The organism is Nocardiopsis terrae (assembly GCF_014651695.1).
In the GTDB taxonomy this organism is placed as follows: Bacteria; Actinomycetota; Actinomycetes; order Streptosporangiales; family Streptosporangiaceae; genus Nocardiopsis; species Nocardiopsis terrae.
Genome location: NZ_BMXJ01000004.1, coordinates 140,884 through 166,314, shown reverse-complemented (window position 1 = coordinate 166,314; position 25,431 = coordinate 140,884). Strand labels below are relative to the sequence as shown.

At 70.4% G+C, this 25,431-nt stretch carries 22 protein-coding genes; 10 read left to right on the top strand and 12 right to left on the bottom strand.

From position 1 onward, the window contains the following. Positions 1-8 precede the first annotated feature (8 nt). Positions 9-1,355, bottom strand: coding sequence for an MFS transporter (locus IE195_RS12260; protein WP_191270828.1), 1,347 nt, complete (start codon positions 1,353-1,355; stop codon positions 9-11). A 585-nt stretch (positions 1,356-1,940) separates the two neighbouring features. Here IE195_RS12260 and IE195_RS26595 point away from each other — a divergent pair. Further along, the gene (locus IE195_RS26595; protein WP_191270826.1) at positions 1,941-3,620 is read left to right on the top strand and encodes a glycosyltransferase family 4 protein; all 1,680 of its coding nucleotides are present in this window, start codon (positions 1,941-1,943) and stop codon (positions 3,618-3,620) included. A gap of 35 nt (positions 3,621-3,655) precedes the next feature. Here the strand turns inward: IE195_RS26595 and IE195_RS12250 are convergent, their stop codons facing one another. Further along, on the bottom strand, positions 3,656-5,500 hold the full coding sequence (locus IE195_RS12250) for a heparinase II/III domain-containing protein (RefSeq protein WP_191270824.1): 1,845 nt from the start codon (positions 5,498-5,500) through the stop codon (positions 3,656-3,658). A gap of 304 nt (positions 5,501-5,804) precedes the next feature. On the opposite strand from IE195_RS12250, the gene IE195_RS12245 reads away from it, so the two are divergent. Both IE195_RS12245 and IE195_RS12240 read left to right on the top strand, forming a co-directional pair. Continuing rightward, a complete protein-coding gene (locus tag IE195_RS12245) occupies positions 5,805-6,578 on the top strand; it encodes a hypothetical protein (protein ID WP_191270822.1) in 774 nt (257 codons plus the stop codon). Positions 6,579-6,841: 263 nt separating this feature from the next. Next, positions 6,842-7,411 (top strand): maltokinase N-terminal cap-like domain-containing protein, encoded by a 570-nt coding sequence (locus IE195_RS12240; protein ID WP_191270820.1) that lies wholly within the window; start codon positions 6,842-6,844, stop codon positions 7,409-7,411. A 23-nt stretch (positions 7,412-7,434) separates the two neighbouring features. On the opposite strand, the gene IE195_RS12235 is transcribed toward IE195_RS12240, so the two are convergent. After that, positions 7,435-7,761, bottom strand: a complete 327-nt coding sequence (locus IE195_RS12235) for a hypothetical protein (RefSeq protein WP_191270818.1) — start codon at positions 7,759-7,761, stop codon at positions 7,435-7,437. A gap of 169 nt (positions 7,762-7,930) precedes the next feature. Between IE195_RS12235 and IE195_RS12230 the strand changes: the two genes are divergently transcribed. Next, a complete protein-coding gene (locus tag IE195_RS12230) occupies positions 7,931-8,290 on the top strand; it encodes an MmcQ/YjbR family DNA-binding protein (protein ID WP_191270815.1) in 360 nt (119 codons plus the stop codon). 116 nt (positions 8,291-8,406) lie between these two features. On the opposite strand, the gene IE195_RS12225 is transcribed toward IE195_RS12230, so the two are convergent. Beyond that, positions 8,407-9,708 (bottom strand): glycoside hydrolase family 6 protein, encoded by a 1,302-nt coding sequence (locus IE195_RS12225; RefSeq protein WP_191270813.1) that lies wholly within the window; start codon positions 9,706-9,708, stop codon positions 8,407-8,409. A 296-nt stretch (positions 9,709-10,004) separates the two neighbouring features. Continuing rightward, entirely contained in the window at positions 10,005-10,811 is an 807-nt protein-coding gene (locus IE195_RS12220; protein WP_191270811.1) for a hypothetical protein, read from the bottom strand. Between the two features lie 235 nt (positions 10,812-11,046). Here IE195_RS12220 and IE195_RS12215 point away from each other — a divergent pair, with 235 nt between their 5' ends. Continuing rightward, on the top strand, positions 11,047-11,904 hold the full coding sequence (locus IE195_RS12215) for a poly(ethylene terephthalate) hydrolase family protein (protein ID WP_191270809.1): 858 nt from the start codon (positions 11,047-11,049) through the stop codon (positions 11,902-11,904). A gap of 116 nt (positions 11,905-12,020) precedes the next feature. On the opposite strand, the gene IE195_RS12210 is transcribed toward IE195_RS12215, so the two are convergent. The 3 genes from IE195_RS12210 to IE195_RS12200 all read right to left on the bottom strand — a co-directional run bounded on the left by IE195_RS12210 (position 12,021) and on the right by IE195_RS12200 (position 13,764). Beyond that, entirely contained in the window at positions 12,021-12,458 is a 438-nt protein-coding gene (locus tag IE195_RS12210; protein WP_191270807.1) for a hypothetical protein, read from the bottom strand. A 120-nt stretch (positions 12,459-12,578) separates the two neighbouring features. Beyond that, on the bottom strand, positions 12,579-12,857 hold the full coding sequence (locus IE195_RS12205; RefSeq protein ID WP_191270805.1) for a hypothetical protein: 279 nt from the start codon (positions 12,855-12,857) through the stop codon (positions 12,579-12,581). A gap of 175 nt (positions 12,858-13,032) precedes the next feature. Then, positions 13,033-13,764: a class I SAM-dependent methyltransferase gene (locus IE195_RS12200; RefSeq protein ID WP_191270802.1), complete on the bottom strand. Its 732-nt coding sequence runs from the start codon at positions 13,762-13,764 to the stop codon at positions 13,033-13,035. Positions 13,765-14,040: 276 nt separating this feature from the next. On the opposite strand from IE195_RS12200, the gene IE195_RS12195 reads away from it, so the two are divergent. Both IE195_RS12195 and IE195_RS12190 read left to right on the top strand, forming a co-directional pair. Continuing rightward, complete coding sequence (locus IE195_RS12195; protein WP_191270800.1) at positions 14,041-14,631, top strand: histidine phosphatase family protein; 591 nt, start codon at positions 14,041-14,043, stop codon at positions 14,629-14,631. Between the two features lie 337 nt (positions 14,632-14,968). After that, complete coding sequence (locus IE195_RS12190; RefSeq protein ID WP_191270798.1) at positions 14,969-15,388, top strand: YchJ family protein; 420 nt, start codon at positions 14,969-14,971, stop codon at positions 15,386-15,388. A 228-nt stretch (positions 15,389-15,616) separates the two neighbouring features. On the opposite strand, the gene IE195_RS12185 is transcribed toward IE195_RS12190, so the two are convergent. Further along, entirely contained in the window at positions 15,617-17,005 is a 1,389-nt protein-coding gene (locus tag IE195_RS12185; RefSeq protein WP_229826181.1) for a hypothetical protein, read from the bottom strand. A gap of 617 nt (positions 17,006-17,622) precedes the next feature. On the opposite strand from IE195_RS12185, the gene IE195_RS12180 reads away from it, so the two are divergent. Beyond that, positions 17,623-19,101 (top strand): sodium/glutamate symporter, encoded by a 1,479-nt coding sequence (locus IE195_RS12180; RefSeq protein ID WP_191270796.1) that lies wholly within the window; start codon positions 17,623-17,625, stop codon positions 19,099-19,101. Positions 19,102-19,226: 125 nt separating this feature from the next. Here the strand turns inward: IE195_RS12180 and IE195_RS12175 are convergent, their stop codons facing one another. After that, a complete protein-coding gene (locus IE195_RS12175; protein WP_191270794.1) occupies positions 19,227-20,612 on the bottom strand; it encodes a hypothetical protein in 1,386 nt (461 codons plus the stop codon). A gap of 264 nt (positions 20,613-20,876) precedes the next feature. After that, positions 20,877-21,614, bottom strand: coding sequence for an SDR family NAD(P)-dependent oxidoreductase (locus tag IE195_RS12170; RefSeq protein ID WP_191270791.1), 738 nt, complete (start codon positions 21,612-21,614; stop codon positions 20,877-20,879). 109 nt (positions 21,615-21,723) lie between these two features. Between IE195_RS12170 and IE195_RS12165 the strand changes: the two genes are divergently transcribed. After that, positions 21,724-22,209 (top strand): GNAT family N-acetyltransferase, encoded by a 486-nt coding sequence (locus IE195_RS12165; RefSeq protein ID WP_191270789.1) that lies wholly within the window; start codon positions 21,724-21,726, stop codon positions 22,207-22,209. A gap of 2 nt (positions 22,210-22,211) precedes the next feature. Further along, positions 22,212-23,624: an amidase gene (locus IE195_RS12160; protein WP_191270787.1), complete on the top strand. Its 1,413-nt coding sequence runs from the start codon at positions 22,212-22,214 to the stop codon at positions 23,622-23,624. Between the two features lie 51 nt (positions 23,625-23,675). Here IE195_RS12160 and IE195_RS12155 read toward each other — a convergent pair whose 3' ends face one another. Further along, positions 23,676-24,977 (bottom strand): hypothetical protein, encoded by a 1,302-nt coding sequence (locus IE195_RS12155; RefSeq protein ID WP_191270785.1) that lies wholly within the window; start codon positions 24,975-24,977, stop codon positions 23,676-23,678. Positions 24,978-25,431 lie beyond the last annotated feature (454 nt).

The window sequence follows — 25,431 nt, the reverse complement described above, 5'->3', positions numbered from 1 at the left end:
GCACCGCTCTACCCCCGGGACACCTCGGGCAGCCTGTGGCCGGCCACCACGCCGACCAGCCCCAGGGCGGCGAGGAAGACCAGGGCCCACACCACGCCGAGCAGCGCCAGCAGCGAACTGAGGCCGCCGACCACGAGCAGGACGAGCCCCATCGCCGAATTCGACACCGCCACGTAGGTGGTGCGCCGGTCCCCTTCGGCCATGTCGACGACGTAGGTCTTACGCCCCACCCGGATGCCGGTGTGCGTCAGTGTCAGCAGGAAGTAGCAGCCGATGAACAGCGCTGAGCCCCACGCCGTCGTGCCGTTGAAACCGGGCAGGGAGACGACCAGTACCAGGGCGAGGACGACCGCCGAGGCGATCGCGGCTCCGAACGTCATCAGTTTCCTGCTCGACCTGTCGGCGAGCCGACCGGCCAGGCGCCCGCCCAACAGCGCGGCGACCCCCGAGGCGATGACGTACCCGCCCAGGCCCGACAGGCCGCTGGTTCCCGACCGGGTGGCCAGGGCGACCACGAACGGCGGACTCAACGCCGACACCAGCAGGAGACCGCGCACGGCGACGAAATGCCGGAAGGACCGGTCCTCGCGCAGCAACCGGTAGGTCCGGACGAGCCAGTCGTGCCACCGCACGGGCGGCCCGTCGTCGGAGCCGCGGCCCTGCCCGGCCGAGACCTCGTCGTCGGCCGGCTCCCGGACCCGGGCGTAGACCCAGGCCACGCCCACCCACAGGGCCGCGCCGCCGGCCAGCAACCAGACGAGCGGCCCGGCGTCCAGTTCCTCACCGCCGAGCACACGGATGCCCAGCCCCAGGGTGACGGCCACCAGCCCCGCCGCGGCGGTGGCCAACCCGTTGATCTGGCCGCGCTCTCCGCTGGGCACGGTGCGGCCCTGGACGTCCTTCGCGGAGACCGAGCACAGGCACCGGCCCAGGGAGAACGCCGCCAGGGCGACCAGGATGACCGCACCGGCGGGGAGCCCCCGGCCCGACGCCGCGGTCGCGGCCATCACCGCCACCGCCGAGGCCTGGACGAGGGAGCCGGTGACGAACACCCACTTGCGGTGCCGGGCCCGCAGGATCAGCGGAGTCAGGAACGCCTGCGGCAGCATCGAACCGGCCTCACGGATGGGGACCAGCGCACCGACCAGCGCCGCGGGCACCCCCAGGGCGTGGAAGAGCCACGGCAGAACGGTCGAGGCGTTGACCACCTGGTCACCGGAGGACTGCAGGGCGTTGGCCCCGACCAGGCGCAGACCGTTGCCCGGGACGTCGCCGCGCACCCGCTCGGGCAGCTCCTCTTCCGACTCCCGGTCGCGCCTGAGCAGAGCGGAGTAGATTCTCTCGGTCGGTTTCATGTTCTCAAGTTAGAGGTCGGCGGCCCCGGGCGCAGGCCCGGCTTCCGGCCCGGGGTTGAGGCCCCTGATCGTGCCGGGTCACCTTTCCGCGCGGCCGACGTGCGGTTCCACCACGAGCGTGCCCCGGTGGGGCGTCGGCCTTGAGTTCCTCATCCGCCTCCGACGGATCGAACCGGAAGGGGAGGGCGGGTACCTCAGCCGGAAATGCTGACTCCCGGTTCGAGACGGCTGCCAGCTTCCGGGGAGGTTTCCCCGCCTCCGCCACGACCGGGTCCTCCGCTCTGTGCACGGTTCCCGCCGGTCTCGCAGAGGTCCCGCTCCGCCCCGGCGCTCCCAGGCGGGTCTTCCCTTCTGCCGAAGATCAGTACTGTCTTTTTGCATTGAAAGTGACGAAATAAGTGACAAGCAGTGATTTGGTGGAATGCTGTTGTCCCGCCATGCCGGTGGCGATGGCATAAATGGCTGGAAGAACGCATCGGGTTAGTCTCATGTTCACCTCTCAGGGCCGGATCACGGGTTCTGCGGGGTGGTGTCTGGGGATCAATCATTCCATGCTTTTCGGATTGAGCTCGATGCGGAGGTTTTATGCGATATATGATGATGAGAAAGAAGGCAGTAGCCGCCGCGGCTCTGCTGTTCGTTTTCGTGCTTTCCGGTGCTCTGACCTTGACCGGTGTCCTGCCGTGGACTCTGGCCCTCCAGGCCACCGCACTGGGTGCGATAGGCCTGGGAACGGCGTCCCTCCTGCTCCTGCTTCGCCGCGTGGACCTGCGGATCCGAGACGTCCACCGTTCGGTGCACGGTGGCGACCAGCTCATGACTGCCAGGGATATGGCGCGGATCTCCGGGCGCGCCAAAGAGGCACGACAGCGAGCGGGCGTACTCCACGCCGAGGGGAGGATCCAGGAAGCCGTTGATGAACTGGTCCCCTATGCGGCTCTGGACGACACCGCTGACCTCGCCCGTCGCCGCATGCTGAGCGAGCGCCGGGCGCTGGGCCCGATCACCGGTTTGCCCGAACGCACCACGGCGACGTTCTCGCCGGTCTCGGGGCGGATCCTGCACCTGGTGACCAACGCTCTTCCGAACACGCAAGCCGGTTACACGGTGCGAACCCACCGGATCGTCACCGCCCAGCGCGAGGCGGGCCTGGACCCGCACGTAGTGACCTTCGTGGGCTGGCCCACCATGGACGACGGTGACACCTCCGTTCTGCGTGAGGTCGACGGGATCCCCTATCACCGGATTCTTCCAGGGAAGAGGTTCCTGCCCGGATTGCAGGAGCGCATCGACGCCGCTGTCCCGGAAGTCACCGAACTGGTCAAACGCCTGCGTCCCGCAGTGCTGCACGCCGCCAGCGACCATAAGAACGCCACGGTGGCCCTGCACGTGGGACGTGAGCTCGGCATCCCCGTCGTCTACGAACTTCGCGGGTTCCTGGAGGAGACCTGGCTGTCCCACGAGGGTGCGCCCTCGCGGCGCGGTAGCGAACGCCATCGACTTCTCGTGGAACGGGAGTCCTCGGTTCTGCGGGAAGCCGACGCCGTGGTGACTCTCGCGCGGACGATGCGGGAGGAGATCGTTCACCGTGGAGTTGCGCCGGAGAGGATCGTTCTCTCGCCCAACGCCGTCGACGACAGCCTCCTACGGAATCGTCCCGATGGTCGGGCCTACCGGGCCAGTCTGGGCATCTCATCGGACGAGACCGTGATTGGATCCGTTTCCAGTCTCACCCACTACGAGGGTTTCGACACCTTGATCGATGCGGCCGTCCACCTGCGTGGCTGGGGGCACAAGGTGCGGGTACTCCTTGTCGGGGACGGCGCCGTGCGCCCGGACCTCCTGGAACAGGTCAAGCGACTCGGTCTCGGATCCCTGTGTCTGCTGCCCGGGAGCGTGGGGCCCGAGGAGGCGTTGCGTGCGCAGGCGGCCTTGGACGTCATGGTCGTGCCGCGTATCGACGCACGTGTGTCCAGGCTGGTCACTCCCTTGAAACCGGTCGAAGCCATGGCCCTGGGGACTCCCGTGGTCGCCAGTGACCTGCCCGCCCTGCGTGAGCTGCTCGCCGACGGCCGGGCGGGAACGCTCGTCCCCGCCGGCGACGCGGTCTCCCTGGCCGACGCGGTTGTTCGCCTGGCCAAGGACGACTGCCTGCGTGAGCAGCAGGTCAAGGCGGCACACGAGGAGGTCCTGGCCCACCGGACCTGGGCTCGTAACGCCCAGGTCTACCGGGACCTCTACGAACGTCTGGGCGCCTTTGCCTGACTGGTCGCCAGTCCGCGCTGTGCGGCCCCCACGCCTCAGGACAGGCGAGGGCCGCGCAGCCAGTTGAGGGCCCTGCGCAAAGCCGTGCCGTTCGCGGATGTGTGTCGGACGCGGAACTGGAAATCCTCACGATCCGGGCGTCCGAACCCCACTTCCCATTCCTCGCCCGCCCGCGACCATCGCAGGCGCACCTCGTCTCCCCTGACTGATGCCGTTGACTCCCCCGGGACCGGGGCCCGTTCACCGAAGCCCAACAGGGTGGCGATGGAGCAGGAAGCCCCTCCACTGATCTGGTAGGCCGCGGTCCAACAGGGCTGGAACTCACCGTCCTGGCGCGAGATCCAACCCAGCGGTTCCGGCTCCTTCCGGCCCCGCACCGCCGGCAGGGCGCGGGCTGACAGGAGCGGCACCATGTGCAGCCGCGTATCTGGTAGCGGGACCTCGAAACCTGACCCCGCCGATGTCATGTCCAGCTCCGGCGCGAGGTGGAATCGCTGTGTGTAGGTGTGGGGCTGGTCCAGGTTGTCCCAGAGCCAGTCGTAAACGAGTAGCCACTCTCCCGGTCGGAAGGCCAGGACGCGCGCGTGACGGATGGTCCTGTCATGCCGGACGTGGGCGCCGGAGTAGAAGACCCCCTGGTGTTCACCGGACCGGAGAAGCCCCGAACCGTAGGGTTTGACGCCGCGTCGCTGATAGCTTCTACCGTCGATCTCGACGGTGTTGTGCGCCCGAGTCGACTCGACGTACACGCGTGAGGGGTGTGCGTAGTAGAAACCCGCCCGGCCCAGTTCGCTTTCGGGCGTGGTTCGGTCCAGGTAGCCGAACTTGCCCGCATCGACGAGGATCTCACGGCCCCTGTCGTACCAGACCATCGAAAGGTCGTCGGCGTGCTTGTGCACCCGTGAATGGAAGCCCGCTGTCTGGGCCAGATAGGAGCAGTCTGCGTAGTCCTCGGGGCCGGTGGGCCAGCGGTCCCGTGCCACGAAGAATCCGGCGTCGTCGAAGGAACGCCAGCGGTCGCCCGGAGGTTTGCCCTGCGAACCACGGGTCAGGACGAACTCCAGGGCGGGGTTGAGGGCGCGGGTGCGGTGCTCCTGGAGAACATCCCGGTGGTTCGTGTCCCCGAACATGGCCAGACGGTTGTTGGGGAGCACGAACCAGGACAGCGCTTCCTGGATCCGGTCGATAAGCGGGGCGAACTCGGTCCGGTCCAACAGTTCCGACTCGATCAGGCCCTGGAAGGTGTCCAGCACCATTCGGTGATAGTCCGGAGAGTGCTCGCGGTGCACGCCCGTGGGGGTGAACTGCCTGCGGACCAGTTCGTGCACCCGTTCACGGGCCTGTCCCCGGTGGGGCTCCATGCCGGGAAGGCTGCGAAGCCTGCGCGCCAGGGCCATTTGGCCCGCGGCCACGTAGAAGCCGTGATTGGAGTGTGCTGCGAAGAACTGCGGGTCCGCCAGTGCTTCCAGGTGGAGCTTCGCACAGCTCAGAAGCAGTGAGAAGGCTGTGTCGTCAACCTGGTCACTACGTGCCGCCGCCTCCACGAGGTAACCGAGTTTGTAGGCGCGCAGACCGATCGCCATGTCGTACCAGGCCATGCTCCGTTGGGGTTCCACCATAGGGTGCTGCCTGGCCCAGTCCAGGGCGATGTCGACGGCCCAGTTCAGGTAGCGTGCCTCCTTCGTGTGGGAATGGGTGGCGAGCACAGGGCTGAGGAAGTCCCAGGAATGAAAGTAGAAAGACCAGGACCTGTTTTTCGATGCGCTTTTGTCCCAGTCAATCGGGAGTGCCATGTTGATTCGGGGGAATTTTCTGGTCTTCCATCCTTGGCTGATGATTTCATCTGCTTGCTCCCGGCGTGAAGAGTTCCAGTGGTCCATGGAGGTGAAAGCCTCATAGGGGATCTTTTTCTGCTCTTTTACTAGTGACCTTTTTTCCATAATCTTCCAGAGTGTCCGAGTCCGTGGTGAAGGCTCGCATGGCCGTCGGTGCGGACTCTATTCTTCTGCCTGTTCGAGGCCGCGTAAGGCGCGCTGAAGATCTTGCGGCGCATTTGGGTAACTTTGTGGTTATTGTTATGATTCATCGGGTGCTGACTTTCCATGTGTCCGGTGGGTTGCGGTCTGTATTTCCTCGGTTCGGTTACCATCTTCGGGGTGTCAAGTCTTGTCGAGGGTGGTTTGTGTGGATTTTATTAACAGTGGTAATAAATGGATCGATTATGCTCGAGGGCAGGCGCGGGGGGTCAGTGATATTGGCCTTTATGATCCTGGTCGCACTATTCATGTCAGTCCCCTGGAGATAACCAGGATGTGTCGCAGGCACGTCGATACCAAGAAGAAGCAGGGCTCGAAGCTCTACGACTTCGGTCGGGTTCTGGATGGTGACTGGGACCTGTCGAACCAGGGAAAGCGCAACACCCCCCTTGAGGAGACGGTCATTCACCAGTCAGTCTTCGAGCGCTACGCCAATAACACCGCTTGGGAGGACCTTCCGGTGTTTGAGCACAAGCTCAAGGCCATCCGTGAACAGGGAAGGGTCGACGGCTGTCGATCACGGGCTGACCTGGTCGTAAGGTACCGGCGCCTGGACGATGTCTACGAGCGGTTGCGTGACACCGGGTGGCAGTTGGAGGAACAAGTAGGCGGGCTGTTCCAGAACAACGTGTCCGTCTCCATCACGAGGAACGGGGGCTTCCTGCTCGGCACGGGCGGGGCACACCGACTGTCCATCGCCAAGTTTCTCAGGCTTCCTGCCATCGAGGTCTACGTGCTGTCACGGCATGTCGATTGGATCGCTGTGCGCAGGAGGGCCGAGTGCGGCCAGGGTTTTCCGCACCCTGATCTGGAGGAGTTCGGTGAGGGGGCTGAGCGGCCCTCGCCCGCCCCAGCGCCTCCGAGCACCAAGACCACGGTCTACCGTTTCCTGAACAGGGTGCTCTCGCCACGTATGTCATGAGGTGTGGAGGGCCGTGGTGCTTCCTGTTGTTGCCGAACTCAGTAGTCTCCTTCGAAACGCCTGAACCTTTCCTGGCCGTGGCTTCGCAGCCGGAGGCGCCACATGAGAGGCCACTTGGCGTGACAGGTGTTTCCCGGATCATCCGGTGCGGTGTGGCGAGCGTTGACCCTACGCCTCGGGTCGGGGCTGCAGGGACTCCGGGAGATCGTCGCCGGGGCGGGGCTTCAACCACGTTCTCCGGCCCCGTGCCGGATACTGGTGCGATGGCGATCATCTACCGGGCCACTCTCACCCCGAGCAAACCGACTCTGGTCAGCACATGGCTGAACGGCCAGCCGTGGGCGGGCCGGGGGCCCGACGAGGTACTCGGCACGTACAGGTTCGACGACCCGGAGGGGGAGGTCGGAGTGGAGGTGTTCCTGCTCCGGCGCGGGGACAGGCTCCTCCACCTGCCGCTGACCTATCGGGCCGCGCCCCTGCCCGGGCACGGGGACCATCTCGTCGGAACCACGGAGCACTCCGTCCTCGGCACCCGCTGGGTCTACGACGGAACCGGGGACGAGGTGGCGCTCGCCTGCTTCCGGCGGGCTCTGCGGGGAGAGCAGGAGCAGGCGGAACTGGAGGTCTGGGAGGAGGGCCGCGTCCTGGCGCACAGGCCGCAGCAGGTCCTGCTCTCCCGGGAAACCGGTGGCGACGGTACCGGGGCGCGGGAGGAGGGGCGGTTGCTGCTTCCGCGTGTACTGGACGAGGAACCCGAAGGGGAGCAGCGGCTGATCGCCCGGTGGGGCGAGCAGCACAGGGCGGTCGCGGCGCTGGCGCCTCCCGGCGCCTGAGGGTCCCGGTAGGGGCCGATCGGTCAGTCGAAGTCCCAGCCGCCGTCCTCATCGGCCCCGACGTCCGCCCCGTCACCGGTTCCCGTGCCCTCGCGCAGACCACCCACGATCATCACGGTCCACAGACAGAGCAGGGTGGGGGCGCCGATCGCCAGGAGCCCCGTGACCATGGTCCCGCCCTGGTCCTCGGTGCCGAGGGAGTAGGCGACCAGGGCCCCGGCGAGGAGGACGGACAAGCCGAGCAGTGTCGCCAGGACGGGGCGCTCGTACTTGAAGGCGACCAGGGCCCACAGCAGGGACGCGGCGGCCACGATCCCCGCCATGAGTACGCTCAGGGACGCCGTGTTCACACGTTCCTCCTGGTCCGTTCCGCCGGTGTGGGCACCCTTCCGAGGACAGCACCCGCGCCTGTCCGCCCGGCGAACCCGGGGTGACCGGTGGATGGACGAACGGCGTCCCCGTGCCCGGGGCGGTCGGCGGCACGGTGCCCTGTCGGTGGTGTGTGGTTACCTTCGTCCCATGGGTGTTGAGATCGAGCGGTTCCTGCGGTTGGCGGATGCGCTGCCGGAGTGCGAGCAGCAGGACTCGGAGCGGTACACGACGTTCCGGGTACGGGGCAGGCCCTTCGGCTACCTGTGGCCGAGGACCGCCACCGTGGGTTTGAAGCAGACCCTGTTGGAGCAGACGGCGCTCGTGGCGGAGCGGCCCGAGGTGTTCGAGGTGCAGTTCACGGCGGGCGGGTTCGGGTGGGTGGTCGTCCATCTGGACGGGATCGACCTGGACGAACTCAGTGAGCTCACCCTGGAGGCCTGGTACCTGACCGCACCCGAGGAACTGCTCGCCGCACCGCCCACCCCGGGATCCCTGGTCCGGGCCTGAACCGGGCCAGGGGCGGGGCCGCAGCGCTGCCGTGACGACTTCGCGGAAGGCGGGTGGCGGGTGCGGCGCGGGCGTTCTCCGCCCCGCACCCGCCGAATGCCCTGGCCGCGTCGCGGTCAGGCGGCGGCGCACCGCACGTCGGGCACGCCGTTGTCGCCGTCATGGGTTCCGGTGAGGCCGAACCCGGTGCTTTCACCGGCGCCGAGGGAGCCGTTCCAGCCCAGGTCGGTCGCGCTCACCTGTGCCCCGCTGCTGCTGATGTCGGCGTTCCAGCCCTGGCTGACCCGCTGGCCGTCGGCGTAGGTCCACGTCACGGTCCATCCGGTGAGGTCGGAGCCGGCGGTGACCGTCACCTCCGCCTGGAAGCCGCTCTCCCAGTCACCGGCCAGCCGGTACTCGGCCGTGCAGTCCTCGCCCGGGTCGGTGGGGTCCCCACCGGGGTCGGTGGGCTCGTCCGGGGGCTGGGGCGCGTCCACCGCCATGTCGTAGGCGGCCTGTGGCACGAACTGTCCGGCGGGTGCGATGCAGCCGTCGGCCTCGCCCGGGAGTTTCGTCCAGATGAAGGCGTCGATCAGCGGGTTGCCGGTGTCGGTGGTACTGGGCCGACCGATCATCCGCCCGGGCGGGTCGCACCACTCCTCGTCGGGGGCGGGCCCGTTGCCGTTGCGGCTGGTGTCGACCACGGCCCCGAGCCCGGCCACCCCGGTGGCGGAGATGACGGCCTCCGCGAAGGCCACCTCGTCCCCGGTCCAGTTGTAGTTGGAGGTGTTGGTGGCCACCCCGTGGGCGCTGTTCGCGATGTCGGCGCCGTTGAGCAGGTCGGCGGCCGCCTGGGGCGCCAGCCAGGCGGAGTGCCCGATGTCGAAGTACACCCGGGCCGCGGAGGAGCCCGCGATGAGCGCCTTGCCCGCGTGGGCCATCGACTCCAGGAGTTCGGAGGGGTCACTGCAGCCGCTCACCAGGGGGAGGGCGTCGGGTTCCAGGACGATGGTGGCGGGACGGCCATCCAGGCCCGCGGCGACCTCGTCCACCCAGGCGCGGTAGGCGTCGTGGTCGGGCGCCCCGCCGTCGCTGTGGTTGCCGCAGTCGCGCCCGGGGATGTTGTAGACCACCAGGATGGGGACCTGCCCCTGGGCTTCGGCGGCGCTGACCACCGCGTCCACGTCACCGCGGACCTCGTCGGGGTTGTACTGGGTGAACCAGGTGGCCTGTGCGACCGAGGCGATACGGTCGCCGATGACCTCGGCGCGCGGGTCGTCCGGGTTCTCCTGGACCCAGACGGCCGCTGACGTGTTGGGGTTGACGTAGAACTCGGACTCCTGGGCGGCGGCCGGCGACAGGCTGAGCAGCGCCGTTCCGGTGGCCAGGGCCGTGACGGAGCCGAGGGCGGCTCCGATGGCTGTGCGTGTGCGGGACATAGCCTTCCTTCGGTGGGTTGCCTCCGTTGTGAACCCCGTATCCCGGTACCTTGCGGTGACGGGCATCCCCCGAACTGGCTGGGAGCGCTCCCAGCCAGGGTAAGGCTACCGGGAGCAGCCCTCCTGACCCAGGGGGTGACGGCTATTTTTCGCACTGATTTCTCCCAGCGGCCGGGCCGGAGCACAGGGGCCGCCCGGCGCGCTGCTCCGGGCGGTGAACCCGCCTCCCCGTTCCGCTCTCCGCCTTGAGCGGAGAGCGGAACGGGGAGGCGCCGAGGGGGTGCCGGTGCCCGGGTTCAGGCGTTCGCGGCCGTACCGGTGGCCGCCGGGGTGCGGAAGTACTGGTGGGGCTGGAAGACGCAGATGTTGGTCTCGCTCTGCACGTTGGCGTCGGTGGCCTCGACGAAGTAGGCGTAGCGGGTGTCGGCCGTCAGGTCGGCCCGCACCCGCACCGAGGAGCGGTTGAGCCCCGCCTCGGACCGGCCTCGCATCCTCTGCACGAAGATGTTGTCCCACCAGGTCAGGTTCTGGGTGTCGAACTCCCGGGCGGAGCCGCCGGTGGACAGCCGGTGGATGTAGTAGGCGTCCGGGCCGCCCAGCTGGTCCAGGGTCTTCCAGGAGCACTCCAACTCGCCGGCCGCGGGCACGGTCTCCAGCTCCCGGCGGCCGGAGGGGGCGAAGGAGGCCAGGATCTCCTCCCGTCGTGCGGTGTAGTGCTCGACCAGGCGGCGGGAGGCCGCGATGTCCTGGTGCCGGGAACGGTTCCGGACCGAGCCGTCGGTCCCCACCACCTCGATGCTGTACACACCGCCGGGCAGGAACCCCTCCGGCAGGTTGACCATGTACCAGTAGTAGTCGAGGGTGCGGTCGTAGATGTGGCCGTTGGTGTTCGCCGGTGTGAACGGCTGGTTGGCGAACTCCACCCGGTACCCGTCCGGGCCGCGGGCGGTGATGGAGCGCACCAGTTCGGGTGTGGGGATCCCCGGGGTGGGGTGGAAGGAGACCAGGAACTTGTGCTGTTCCCTGGGCAGCGGCGTCCCGTCGAAGTCCCAGTAGACGTCGCAGGCCATGATGTCGTGAATGCGTAGCGGGCTGTCTTCCAACGCGGTTCTCCCTCTCCGGGGGCGTTCTGGGGGCCGGGCGCCGCCCAGTCTGCGCCGGGGAGGGCTCCGGGCGCATCGGTGGAACAACCGCGATCCCGTCGGTTTCCCGCGAGGGCATCAGTGATGCCACCCGTTGGCGCCGAACCCCCGTTGACACTCGTGTCGGCGGAACGGATATTCGCCTTCCGGCGTGCCGGAGGACACCGGTGCGCACCTCCCCCCGCAGGAGTACGCAATGGGAACAGCGAAGCTTGCCCGAAGATGCCTGGCCGTGCTCGCAGGTTCGCTCATGGCAGGGGCCCTGCTCTCGGCGCCCTCGGGCGCGGCGGTGGCCGCCGCACCCGAGACCGCTGGCGGCACCGGCCCCTACGAGGCCGGATACGTCACCGAATGGCGGCTGCGCGAGCACACCGTCTACCGTCCCCTGGAGCTGCCCGACGACGAACCGCTGCCGGTCGTGGCCTGGGGCAACGGCGCCTGCCGTGCCGACGGGACGTGGTTCGAGAACATCCTCACCGAGTTCGCCTCGCACGGTTTCCTGGTCATCGCCAACGGTAGGCCCGGCGGTTCCGGCAGCACCGACGCCGAGATGCTCACCGAGGCCCTCGACTGGGCGGAATCCGCGAACACCCGCCTGTTCAGCGAGTACCGCGGCAGGATCGACACCGACCGGATCGCCGTCATGGGCCAGTCGTGCGGCGGCCTGGAGACCTATGAGGTCGCCGACGACCCCCGGATCACCACCACGGTGATCTGGAACAGCGGCATGTTCAGCGACCGCGACCCCGACCGGCTCTCCCACCTGCACGCCCCCGTCGCCTACTTCACCGGCGGCCCCGACGACATCGCCTACGGCAACGCACTCAACGACTGGCGGGACCTGCCGGACGGGCTGCCCGCCTTCATGGGCCACCTCGACGTCGGCCACTACGGAACCTTCGCTGAACCCGACGGCGGCGAGTACGGGCGGGTCGGGACCGCCTGGCTCAAGTGGCACCTCAAGGACGACGCGGAGGCCGCGGAGCAGTTCGTCGGGCAGGACTGCGGTCTGTGCGTCGACCCCGAGTGGGACGTCGACCAGAAGAACCTGTGATCGCGTCCCCTCCCGGTACTGACTGATACGGCGGTGCCCGGGGCCGTGTCCCCGGGACCGTCGCGGTGGACCCGGTCGCCTCCGTCGACCGGGTCCGCGTCCGGCGGTTCCCCGGTTCATGAGCGGGGGAGGGGGGTGAGGTCGATCTCGGGAGCGCCGGTGTACTCCACGCCGTGTTCGGGCGGGAGGGGTTCGCCCGAGGCGGCGTCGGTGCAGTGGGCGTCGAACATCCGGGCCCCGTCCAGCGGGATGAGGCGGTGGTCCGTCACGTACCAGCCGCGGACGAGTTCGACCGGGATCTCGACCCCGTTGGGGAGCGTGTGGGAGATCCGGTCCGTGACGGTGCGCAGAACCACCGAGGCGCTGGCGCCGCCCGTGACGGCCGCGTACAACCGTTCCACCACCTGCGGATGCTCCGCGTCGAAGGTTTCCGCCCGGCGGTCCACGGCGGTGGACACGGTGTGGTGGGTGTGCAGGGTGAGGACGTGGTGGTCGCCGGGGACATCCCGCAGCAGGGACCTGAGCAGGGCGAGCGCGCCCGTGGAGAGCTTCACACCCCGAGTATGGGCGCCCGGGGGTGACCGAACCGGGTTTTCCACAGGCCCTTTCCGGCCTGCGTGCCCCGTCCCGGGCCCCTGGGGAGAGCATCCTCTCGGGCCGCCCGCCCGCGGTGCTCAGGCGTAGGGGTCCGCCGCCGGGAACCGCGCCTCGTCGCATCCGACCCTGAGTTTGCTGACCGTGTAACCGCCGTTGATCGCGTGGAACAGGTGGAACCGGCAGTTCGAGTAGCCGGGCACGTTGGGGGCTCCGCAGCACCGTTCGGGGCCTCCCGTCCAGTAGGTCAGACAGGCATCGCACTCCTCGGGCCCGAGTTCCTCCCGGGGGACCCTCCGCAACTCCGAACGGTCCGGTTCCGGGCCCTGGGCGAACTCCTCGATTTCCTGGGGGGACATTCCGCTCCTTCGGGAGTGGGGCCCGTGGCCGGGGGTCCGGTGGGCCGCCTGTGCGGGAAAGGGTTCCTCTGTCGTTTTCACCCTGGGAAGAACACCGTCGCGGAAGTGGCCTGTTCGCCTGGTCCCGAGGTGTTTCTCGCGGTGTGGGCGCCTTTGATTTCTCCGGGATGTCGGACTATTCGGGTTTACGGAGTTCGGTGACGCAGTCGCGGTACTTGTCGACGGTGTACTGGTCCTCGGGGCCCCAGGAGGTGCGCTGGCCGACCACCGTCAGGCCCGCGTCCCGGGCCCAGGCGGCGAAGGCCCCGGGGGAGACGTCTGAGCGGTTGCCGTCGTCGCGCCAACGGTGCTGGCTCAGCCAGCGCTGCGCGACCCTGCCGGGGCGTCCTGCCCTGCGGGTCAGCGGGGACAGCCTCAGGGTCCAGTCGGGTTTGCCGGCGTGGTGGACGACCGCGCTCGCGCCGGGTGCCATGACACGGGAGACCTCGCCGAGGTAACCGGTGATGACGTCGGGGTCCAGGTGCACGAAGACGTCGAAGGACCAGACGAAGTCGACCGAGGAGTCCGGTACCGGGTCCATCGAGAAGCCGGGGGTGTGGTGGACGTTGAGTTCCGGGCGGTCGGCGAACCGCTCGCGGCAGCGGTCCAGGCAGCTCTCATTGACGTCCACGATCCACACCTTCGGGGAGTGCGCCAGCAGGTGCTCGGTCCAGCGTCCGTGCCCGGGCCCGATCTCCAGGGCCGTGCCCCGGCCGGCCCCCGGCGCCAGCAGGGTGTCGACGAGGCTGTCCTTCCACGCCTCGTAGGGTTGGCGGCAGTAGGCGGCCATGAAGGCCCACTCGTCTCCGCTCCGCTCCCAGGAGTGGGTTTTGCCCCAGGTTTTTCGGTTCCATTCGACGGTGGGCATCTTCTCTTCTTCCTGCTTCTCTGGGCGCGGTGAATTCTTCGCGTCGTGCCGGATTGTCGCCTCGGATCATATCCCGGCTCCGGTCGGGTGTTATCCGTTGTTCGGGTCGGCGAGTGTTTTCTGCTTTTCCGTGGCTTTTGTCGGAGGGTCGGTTCCCGCTGCGCGGCCGTGCGAGACCGGTCCCGGGGCGGGGCCGGGGGCGGGTGCGTCCCCGCTTTTCCGGCCCCGCGCACGGCGGAGGGCTTGCGCGGCCGGTGCGCAGGGCATGACGTTCGGGTGGGAGAACTGGTACTCGTCAGGCACGGACAGACCGAATGGAGCAGGGAGCGCCGGCACACCGGGCGCACCGACCTGCCTCTGACCGAAGAGGGGGAGCGTCAGGCGCGGGCACTGCGCCCGCTGTTGGCGGAGCGGGGGTTCGAGCTGGTGCTCACCAGCCCGCTGGGCAGGGCGGTGCGCACCGCGGAGCTCGCCGGGATCACCGACACCGCGGCCCATCCCGACCTCGCCGAGTGGGACTACGGGGCCTACGAGGGGGTCACCACCGCCGAGATCCACCGGGACCGGCCGGGTTGGAACCTGTGGACCGACGGGGTGCCCCCTGGGCCGCCGGACCATCCGGGAGAGAACCCCGAACAGGTGGGGGCGCGGGCCGACCGGGTCCTCGTCGACGCGGCGTCGGCGCTCGAACGCGGCGACGTGGCGCTGGTGGCGCACAGTCACATCCTGCGCGCGCTCACGGCCCGGCGGCTGGGGCTGCCCCCTTCGGGCGGGGCCCTGTTCCGCCTCGACACCGGCTCCGTCAGCACCCTGGGCACGGAGCACGGCCGCTCCGTCATCACCTCGTGGAACCGTCCCGGAGCCTAGCCCCGGCAGGTGGTGCCCGCCGCGGCGGCGGGACGGCCAGAAACGGAAGGAAAGGCGAAAAGCCGGTGATTCCGGGTTTCGTCCCCGTCGGGGGACTGGGTACTAACCCTGTGGATGGACATCGTAATCCGGCACGGAAACGCCCTCCCGATCCCTCGTCCACGCCCAGCACCCGATGACGGGCCGCCGCCCCGGTGGTTCCCGCCGCCCGAACCACGACGTCCGATCCGCTAGGGACGTCGTGGTCGCAGGGCCGAGCCCGATCCCCTCGTCGGACACGGCCCTGTGCGGGCAGGGGCGGGCCGAAGGGGTGGCGGACAGCCGCCAGAATGGGGGGATGTCCAAGCGCAGCTTCCGCACCCGGCCGCCCCACTCCGCCGACCTGCCCTGCCCCTGCGGCAGGCCCACGGTGTACGGGCGGTGCTGCGGCCGGTTGCACGAGGGCTCGGCGAAGGCGGCCACAGCCGAGGACCTGATGCGTTCGCGCTACAGCGCCTTCGCGGTCGGCGACGAGGGGTACCTGCTGCGCTCCTGGCACCCCGACACCCGGCCGTCCGGTGTGGACCTGGATCCCCGGACCGAGTGGGTGCGGCTGGAGATTCTCGGCACCGGTGCGGGCACCCCCTTCCACAACGAGGGCACGGTCGAGTTCCTGGCGGTCTTCCGGGAGGGAGGCCGGGAGGGTGAACTCCGCGAACACAGCCGTTTCCTGCGCCACGGGGGCGCCTGGGCCTACCTCGACGCGCTGGACGGCTAGTGGCCTGACCGCCCGTGCTCCCGGTGTGCGCCGGGGTCTCTCCTCCGCCGGCCCCGCGACACGGATCTATGAATCTACGTCGTAAAGGCGTTGGTTCTGGAAAACCGGAGAAGACGGCGGACCGAAGCGGTCGCCGGGACGCCACCGGCCCCTGCCCGGCGTCCGGGCCCGTCGGGCCCCGGTCCGGGCCACCGTGCGTACCAGCGGCCCGGGGCGCCGCCCCAGGGATCAGTGGTCCTCGCGTATCCGCTCGGCCAGCGCGCGGGCCTTACCGGAAGTGGCGGGGTCGGGGTGGTGCCGCCCCAGGGCCTCCAGGACGGGCAGCGCGTCGGGGTGAGCGCGCAGACGGAGCAGGTCGGGGGAGTCGAGGACGATCTGCTCGACGTCGGGGGTGCCCTCGGAGGAGAGGAAGCCGGGCAGGCCCGCGTTGTCGGGGGTCATCGCCGCGGCGATCATGTCGAGGACCACCCAGGGGCCGTACTCGCCCAGCATCCGGTCGAGGCCGCGCTGGGTGAGCATCCCGGAGGAGAGGAGGACGACCGCCGCCATGCTGGCCACGGCGGGGTGCGGTGAGCGCAGCAGGGAGCGGAGCTCGGGTTCGAGTTCGGAGCTGGTCGTGTTGAGGACCTGGGTGCCCACCCAGCGGCGCAGTGCCAGACCCGGGCCGGAGACGACCGCGGCGATCTGGCGCAGCGCCCGGTGCGGGCCGCGTCGGTCCAGCCAGGGGCCGGCCTCGGCGAGCCGGTCCTCGAAGGGCAGGACGGACAGCGCGTCCAGGAACCGGGCGGCTCCGGCCTCGGCGAGGGTCTCCACGAGGGGTGCGTGGATGCCCACCTCCAACAGGAGGCGGCGGACCCCGTAGCGGCCCAGCGCGGTGAGTTCGACGGTGCAGTGACCGTGGCCGTCCTGTCCGGGGGCCTCGGCGGGACGGTGGTCCAGGGCGACGGCGCCGGTGTCGGAGAGCTGCCACAGCACGTGCAGCAGGGGGGAGGTCGTCCGGGGGGCGGAGGGTGCGGGGGAGTCCAGCGCCTCCCTGGCCAGGGTGTCCAGGTCGGGGCGGGAGCCGTCGGGAGCCTCGTAGAGGTGGCGCAGGACCCCGGGGAGCAGCTCGGGGCCGGTGGTTCCCGGGGCGGGCCGGTCGGGGCGGGCCAGGTCGCCCCGGGCGTTCTCGATGGTGTGCTCGAACTCCCGGAACCACCAGGACAGGACCCGGTCGGGGTCGCGTGTCTGCTGTTCCAGGTCGTGGGCGGGCCGGGCGTGCGAGGCGTTGATCTCGACCAGGCCCAGGCGCAGGGCCGCGGACCAGGGCACGACGAAGTGGGCGACGTCGGCCGCGGAGTGGAGCCCGCCGAGCCAGGTGGTGCGTTCGGCGGGCCGCCCTGGCAGGTCGTGCGGCCAGAGCGAGAATCTGGTGATCGCGGTGCGGGCGTCGTCGATGCCGGGCACCCCGTGGTGGGTGACCGGGACGGCCGGGGCACTCCACCGGGCCAGGCTGAGGGCGTCGCACAGCAGTGGGGAGTCCAGGGCCATGCGGGCGAGGACGTCGGTGGGCAGCAGGGACACGGGCCTGGCGGCGAGGGGCGGGTACTCCGGGTCCGACGGGTTGTGAGAGGGCACGTCCGCTCCCGGTTTCTCTTCTGGGGGTATGCGTTCTCTTCGGGGGATGTTGGTCCACACCCCTTCTACCGCTCCGGGACGGGGCCGCGGGGCGGTTTCGCACAGATCGGTACGAACCCGGGAGCCCGGGCACCCGGCCCGCGTGCACGGCCGCGGTCCGCCGTCGTCCTCGCGCCGGGCGGCCCGGAACCGGGGCCGGGGGTGCCCGGCGCGGCGGGCATGATCATCCTCACCGTGGTTCCCGGGGCCGGGGGCGTGTGGATCCGGGTGGGGCGGGGTAGCCGCTGCCCGCGTCGCGCGGGGCCCGGTGAGTGTGAACGCTTCAACCGTCGTACTTTCCGGTTCTGCCGGGACCTGTGCTGGTGGGAGCGGTGTGTCGGAGCTGCGGGTGCCGGACGCCGGCCGGCGCTTCACGGCGTCCGGGGCCAGGATCGGACGGGTCGTCACCGTGTGTAGGATTCCCCAGGCGTTCGCGTAAGTTGAGCCGCTTCCCCGTGCGCGATCTACCTCCCAGCCACAGTCCCTGCCCGGTCGGGCGCCCCGTCCCGGGCCCCGTGTGCCCGCAGGAGCGCACCCATGCCCCTGCACGCCTGCGGGACCGTATTGAGAGGTGGATCATGTCCCCTGACACCGTTGGCCTCGCGCTCCTCCTGCTGGGGGTGCTGTTGCTGATCTCGAAGTTCGTCCGGGTCAGGTGGAAGCTGACGCAGCGGTTGTACCTGCCGAGCTCGATCATCGGCGGCGGTATCGCGCTGTTGCTCGGCCCGGACGTCTTCGGCTGGGCCACGGGGCTGCTGGCCGACCGGGGCGTCGCGGTCGGCTTCGCGGAACGGGCGGCCGAGGGCGGGCTCTTCGGGGCCGACGTCATGTCGGTGTGGTCGGCCCTGCCGGGCCTGCTCATCTCGGTGGTCTTCGCCAGCCTCTTCCTGGGCAAACGGATGCCCAGGCTGCGTGAGGCGGTCGACCTGGCCGGGCCCAACCTGTCCTTCGGGATCACCGTCGCCAGCGGTCAGTACGTCATCGGTCTGCTGTTGGCCCTGCTGGTCCTGGCACCGTTCTTCGACGTCCCGGTCATCTCGGGTGCGCTCATCGAGATCGGTTTCCTCGGCGGCCACGGCACCGCCGCGGGACTGGGCAGCACCTTCGACCAGGTCGGTTGGGCCCAGGGCCAGGACGTGGCCCTGGGGATGGCCACCGTCGGGCTGCTCTCCGGCGTGATCATCGGCATCATCCTGATCAACTGGGGTGTGCGCCGGGGCAGGACCAGCGTGATCAGCGCGGACAGCAGGGGTACCGAAGGGGAGCAGGCCGGTCTGGTCGAGCGGGAGAACCGCACCGCCGGGTCGATGCTGACGGTCCACCCCTCGTCGATGGACCCGCTGACCCTGCACTTCGGCCTGGTCGCCCTCGCGGTGCTCATCGGCCAGCTGCTCCTGTCGGCCCTGCAGTGGGTCGAGCAGCTGGTGTGGGCCGACTCCATCGAGGTCATGGCCTTCGTGCCGCTGTTCCCGCTGGCGATGATCGGCGGCATCATCGTGCAGTTGTTCATCGACCGGTTCGACCGCAACGACATCGTCGACGCGCGGTCGGTGGAGCGGATCCAGGGGATGTCCCTGGACGTGCTCGTCATCGCCGCCATGGCGACGCTGTCCCTGCAGGCCATCGCCGACAACATCGTCGCGTTCGCGGTCCTTTCCGTGGCGGGTGTGCTGTGGTGCCTGTTCGCCTTCCTCTTCCTGGCGCCGCGGATCATGCCGGACCACTGGTTCGAGCGGGGTATCGGCGAGTTCGGCCAGTCCCTGGGCGTCACCGCCACCGGCATGGTGCTCATGCGGGTGGCCGACCCCGAGGCCAGGACGCCGGCCTACCCGGCCTTCGGGTACAAGCAGCTCGTCTTCGAGCCGTTCTTCGGTGGTGGTCTGGTCACCGCTGCGGCGATCCCGCTGATCGTCAGTCCGATGGTCGGGCCGTGGGGTTTCCTGGCGATCATGGTCGCGACGATGGCGGCCGCGCTGTTCTTCGGTCTGGTCGTGCTCCGGCGCAGGCGTCGTAAGGAGCAGACCGGGACGGGTCGGGAGCGGGACCCGGTGCCCTGACCCCGGTGGTGTCCGCTGTCCCGTCCGGGGCCGGGGAGCCCGTCCGCGGGGGCGGTCTCCCCGGCCCCGCGGACTCCGGTGGGGTTTCGGTTCCGTGACGGTCCGCCCGGTGTGCCGTGCGGGCCTCAGGCGGGTGGCGGTGCGTGGGTTTCGGCCGCGCGGGCCCTGGCCGCGATCGACGGGTCGGGGTGGTGGCGTCCCAGCAGACGCAGGACCTCGCGGGTCTCGGGGTGTTCGGGGTTCCACAGGCGCGGGACGTCGTTGAGGAGGAACCGGTCGATGCCCTCGGCTGCCTCGGAGCCCAGGAAGGACTTCAGGCCGGTCTCGCCCAGGCAGGTGGCCGCCGCGAACATGTCGATGGCGGTCCAGTGGCCGTAGGCGGAGGTCAGTCCGTCCTGTTCGGGGGCCGTGAGCATCCTTGAGGCCAGCAGGACCACCGAGGCCAGGCTGACCACGGTGGGGTCCCGGCTCCGGAGCAGGGCGCGGAGTTCCGGTTCGATCCGGGAGCTGATGGAGCCCAGCGCCATGGTGGCGTTCCAACGGCGCAGGGCCAGCCCGGGTCCGGACGAGGCCGAGACGATCTCCCGCAGGGCGCGGTCCGGCGGGCGCGCGTCCAGCCAGGCGGTGAGTGCGACGAGTTGGCCGTCGGGGGAGAAGTCGGCCAGGGCGTCGAGGAACTCGTCTGCGCCGAGCCGGATGAACTCCTCGGTCAGGGGTGCGGGTTGCTCCTCGGCGAGGAGCAACTGGCGGATGCCGAAGCGTCCGAGGTCGGTGAGCTGTACCCAGGCCGGTTCCGGGCGGTGGCCGTGTGCCCCGGTGGTGTCGGTTCCGGGGGTGTGCCAGCCCAGGGCGACCGCCCCGGCGTCGTTGAGCTGCCACAGGGCGCGGGTCAGCAGGGCGGTGCTCCAGGGCGGGTGGCGGGTGGGCAGGTAGTGGGTCTGCCGGGCGGGCAGGATCTCCTGGGTGACCAGTCGCAGGGGGACGCGGGCTCCGTCCGGGGACTCGTAGAGGCGGCCCAGGGCGGTGCGGGGGTCGAGTCCGGCGGTGCCGCGCAGGGCGCGTTCGGCGCACTGGTGGAAGGCGAGGGTCCACCAGTGCAGGACCCGTCCGGTGGAGCCGAGCCATCGTTCCAGTTCGGGGGCGGGGCGTGCCTGTCCGGCCCCGCACTCGATCATGCCCAGGTGTCGGGCGGTGTGCCAGGGGATGAGGAAGTCCTCGGCCTGGGCGGGTGAGGTGATCTTCGCTGTCCAGGCGGAGCGGCGTTCGGGGTCGCGGCACAGGGTTCGGGGCCACAGGCCGAACTCGTTGATCGCGGTGAGGGTGTCGTGCAGGTCCGGGAGGCCGTCCGCGTCCACCGGGGTGACGGGGCCGCACCAGCGGGAGAGGCCGACGGTGGCGCGCATCAGCGGGGAGTCCAGTGCTCTGCGGGCGAGTTCCTCGGTGGGCAGCAGGGAGACCGGGCGGGCGGAGAACAGGCGGGGGGAGGGCGCTTGCGGGTGGTGGGATGACATGGGTGCCCCCGGGTTGTCCTCGCGCTGCGTTTCCTCCTCTCCTTCTACAGCGAGTGCGCGGGGTCGTGGTGCGATTTCGTGGACATCGTGGGAAGAAGGCCGCCGAAAGGGGTTTTCAGGTCTTGGACAAACAGGATTATTCAGCAGGAAAAGCCGCATTCTGGTTCCGTTAACGGTCTGTCCGTGCTTCCGAATCCTGGAATCCCGATAGTGGACAGGGGAGTCCCCGTCCCGTACTCCGTTCCGGCGCGGCCGGGCCCGGGGTCAGCGAAGGTGGGAGGCGCCGTTCAGGTCCAGGACGGCGCCCGAGGTCCAGGTGGCCTCGGGGGAGGCGAGGTAACGCACCGCGGAGGCGACCTCCTCCGGTGCCGCCACCCGGCCGAAGGGGCTCTGGGCGCGGACCCGGTCGGTCAGTCGGGCGGACACGCGCTCGGTCTCCACGAAGCCCGGGGCCACCGAGGCCACCGTGATGCCGTGCGGGGCCAGGGCCACCGCCAGGGACTGGCCGAGCGAGTGCAGGGCGGCCTTGCTGGCCCCGTAGGCGGGGTGGTCGGGTTCGCCCTTGAAGGCGCCGCGTGAACCGACGTTGACGATGCGGCCCCCGTGCCCGCGGTCGATCATGTGCCGGGCCACCAGGTAGGAGACGTTCGCCGCCCCGAACACGTTGACGTCCACCGTCTCCCGCCAGGCCGCCTGCCACTCCTCGTAGGAGGTGTCGGCGACCGGGTGCGGGAGGTTGACGGCGGCGTTGTTCACCAGCACGTCCACGCTGCCCAGGCCCTCGACCGCCCGCTCGACCAGTGCGGCCGCGGCCTCGGGGTCGCGCAGGTCGGCCCCGGACAGGACGTGGCCCTGCCCGGGCAGGGCCGCCAGGGTGGCCTCCGCCTGCGCACGGCGGGTGCCGTAGTGCACGGCGACGCGGTCCCCCGCCTCGGCGAAGGCGGTCGCCACGGCCCGGCCGACCCCTCGGGCGGCACCGGTGACCAGGACGTTGCGACTCATGGGGGACCTCTCGACGGGTGCGGCGGCGCCTGCGAGGTTACCGGTCCGCGGTGCATGGGGCGACAGAAACCCGTGGAGGTGCCGCCCCGCGGCCTGGTTGAATGCGCCCATGTTGATTCGAACAGCGCTGCCCTCCGAGCGGCGGGCCATCGGTGAGCTCCGGGTCCTGGCCTACGGGGCCCGGGGCCTGCTGGACGCGAGCCCCTCCTACGCCGACACCCTCCGGGAGCTGGGCTGGCAGGGGAGGGACGAGGTGCTGGTGGCCCTGGTGGACGGGCGTGTGGCCGGCACGGTCGTGTTCGTGCCCTGGGGGCCGCACAGCGAGATCGCCCGGGGCCCGGAGGAGGCGGAGGTGCGCGCCTTCGCGGTCGATCCGTCGGTGCAGCGGCGCGGGGTCGGCACCGCTCTGGTGGACGCGGTGGTGGAACGCGCCGGGCAGGAGGGGGTGTCCCGGCTGGTGCTGAGCACCCGGACGGTGATGCGGGGCGCACAGCGCCTGTACGAGGCGCACGGGTTCGTCCGTCTGCCCGAACGTGACTGGTGCCCTGTCCCCGGGGGCGACCTGCTGGCCTACGGGCTCGTTCTCAAGGACTGACCTTGGACGCCCATGAGTACGCGAACCTGGACGCGACCGCTCTGGCGGCGGCGCTGCGCGCGGGTGAGGTGACCCCCGACGAGGTCGAGGCGGTGGCCAGGAGGTGTCTGGCCGCTGCCGACGCCGACCTCAACGCGCTCACCCGCCCGCCCTTCGAGCCCGGGCTCTCCCATGATCCGGACGGCCCGCTCGCCGGTGTGCCCTTCGTGGTCAAGGACAGTGGCCCCGTGGCCAGGGGCGTGCCCTTCACCCTGGGCAGCCGGGCGCTGCACGGGGCGGTGGGTGCGGTCGACCAGGAGGTGATGGCCCGGTTCCGGTCGGCCGGCCTGGTGGCCCTGGGACAGAGCACCGCGCCCGAGCTGGGGCTGAGTTTCGCGACGGAGTCCTCGGCGTACGGCGTCACCCGTAACCCGTGGGACCTCGGACGCGGGGTCGGCGGCTCCAGCGGGGGTTCGGCCGCGCTGGTGGCGGCGGGGGCGGTGCCCTTCGCGCACGGCAACGACGGCGGGGGTTCGCTCCGGGTGCCCGCCTCGGCCTGCGGTGTGGTCGGGCTCAAACCCAGCCGGGGGCGGGTGCCCTGCGGGCCGCTGGTGGGGGAGGCGGCCTTCGGGCTGGTGTGCGAGTTCGGTCTGACCCGGACCGTGCGTGACGCGGCGCTGCTGCTCGACCTGGTGGGTGCTCCGCCCGTGGGGGAGAAGCACGTGGCCCCGCCGCCGCCCCGGGGCTCCCACCTCGAGGCCCTGCGCGCCGGTCCCGGTCGGTTGCGGGTCGCGGTGAGCACCCGCCCCTGGGCGGAGACCGGGGTGGATCCGCAGGTCGCCGAGGCCGCCCGCGACGTGGGCCGGGTGCTGGAGTGGATCGGGCACGCAGTGTCCGAGGAGGCGCCGGAGTTGGAGGCCGAGGACGTGGTGGAGGCGTCACTGCTCGCCGCGGTCTCGACCACGGCCGCCCTGTTCAGCGGTCCCAGGCCCCCGGACCCCTCCCTGATGGAGGCGGTTCCGGCGCGGATCCTCACCGAGACGCGGGGGTACGGCGCCCTGGACGTGGTGGCCTGTCTCCAGGCCCAGCACCGGATCACCGGGCCGGTGGGGCGCTTCTTCCAGGGGTGCGACCTGCTGGTCACCCCCACCCTGGCGGGGCTGCCGCTGCCGCACGGCACCCTCGACCACGGGGCCGGGCACACGGTGCGTTCCTGGTTGCGCGACATCTACGCGCACGGCCCCTTCACCGCGCCGTTCAACGTCTCCGGTAATCCGGCTGTCAGTCTGCCGTTGGCCCAGAGCCGGGAGGGCCTGCCGGTCGGGGTGCAGCTCGTGGCCGCCCATGGCCGGGAGGACCTGTTGTTGGCGGTCGCCGCCCAGTTGGAGGAGGCCGTCCCCTGGCGGGACCGTCGTCCCGTGCCGGCTCTGGGCTGAGCGGTTTCCGGCCCCCCGGGGGCAGTCCGGGGGCCGTCGGGCGGGAAGGGTCTACCGGGCGAGTTCGGCGGTGCCCTTGAGCGGGCACTCCGCGGTCAGGGCCAGGACCACGTCGGCCCAGGGGCGTTCGGCCACGGTGCGGACGAAGGTTCCGGCGTCCGCGCCGACCGGTGGTAGTCCGGCGTTGACCAGGGTTCGGGCGGCGGTCTCCGGTGAGGGCTGTCCGGTGATCCAGCGGTCCAGGAGGGCCTCCACGTCCACGGGTCGGACCTCCTCCAGCACGCCCAGGAAGGCTTCGGCGTCCAGGGCCGTCACCGACGGGGCCTCCGGCACCTCGATGCCGGAGGCGCGTAGGCGGCGGGCGGCGCAGTGGTCGCCCAGGGCCGAGATGCGGTACCGCCCGTTCGCGACCTCCTGTACCGCCTCGAGGCGGGCCAGTGTTCTCAGCACCCGGTGTACGTGCTGTTCGGCGGATTCCGGGCCCGGGACCGCGCCGGGCCCGCAGGCGTGCACCAGTTCGGCGGGGGTGTGCGCACGACCGGACAGGAACAGTTCGGTGAGTAGCAGGAAGGGGGCGGGTCCGGGGATCGCGGCCATGGTGGTCAGGGCGTCCGCCCAGGCGTCGGCGGCGGCCCCGGGCCGTTCGTCCGCCCAGGCGTGCGCGGCCGGTCCGGGCAGTACGTGCAGGTAGGTGGTGCGGAGCAGGCCGGCCGAGCGGGCCACGGTGAACAGGAAACGCACGTCCCGGGGCGTGGTTCCGAGGGCTTCGGCGGCCTGGGCGGTGTCGGTCGGGCAGAGGTCGTCGTGGTCGGTGCCCGGGCGCAGGAGCCGGTCCGGGTCCACCCAGGCGGCCAGTCTGGCGGCCCGGTGCAGGGTGTCGACGGCCCCGGCCCGGGCGTCCAGTTCGCTGAGGGGGGCGGGCACGAACGGCAGCAGCAGCGCGGGTTCCCCGCTCTCCCCGTATCCCAGCCGTTCCAGGAGCGGTGCGGCGGCATCGGCCAGGGGCTCGGGTCCGGGGGCGGTGGGGGCGCCGGGGGTCAGGTCGACCTGTTCGATGGCGGTGCGCAGCCGGCGCGGGCTCTCCGTGGACATGAGTGCGCCGCGGGAGACGAGGTGGTCGCACCAGGACAGCCAGGTGTCCCGGAGGTGTTCGGGCGGTTCCCCCCGTTCGGTCAGGAGGGCGGCGACCTCGTGCACGTCGTCGACCGTCCAGTCACCGGGTTCGTGTGCGCCGGCGTCCTCGTGGGCGCGCAGGAGGAGGACCAGTGCGTCCACCTGGAGCAGGGGCGGTGGATCGGCTTCGTTCGCCCAGTCGAGGCAGCGGGAGATGGCGGTCATGAGTCGCTCAGTCATGGAAGTGTCGCCGAACGTGATGAGGATGGCCGAAACGGGATCAGGGTAACCCGTGCGGGGCCTCGCGCAGGGCGGAACGCCCAAACCCGTTCTGCGGGAGCATGCGTTCCGGTTGTCGCCCCGGCCGGTGGAAACGGGTCGGCGGCCGTCTTGACGGGGGTTCGGGGCGGAAATTCGGAAGGAAAGCGGAGGAATCATGAGTGTTGTGCGCCGGGCGGGGTTCGTCTGGGCCGGGCGGGCAATGGTCAATCATTGTTTCATTGGCCGGAATCGGTCATTTCCGCCGAGTGGGTGACGTTTGGGGGCGGTGGGTCGGGAAGAATCGCCGGGGGTGGTTGACGAGGCCCGCCCTCGGGGGTGGGCCTTCGGGTCAGTCCTCCTGTACCGCGGCGCGAGTTCTGACTGCCCGGGGGTGATGTTTGTGGTTACCCGCCGGGAGTACATAGACCGGTGA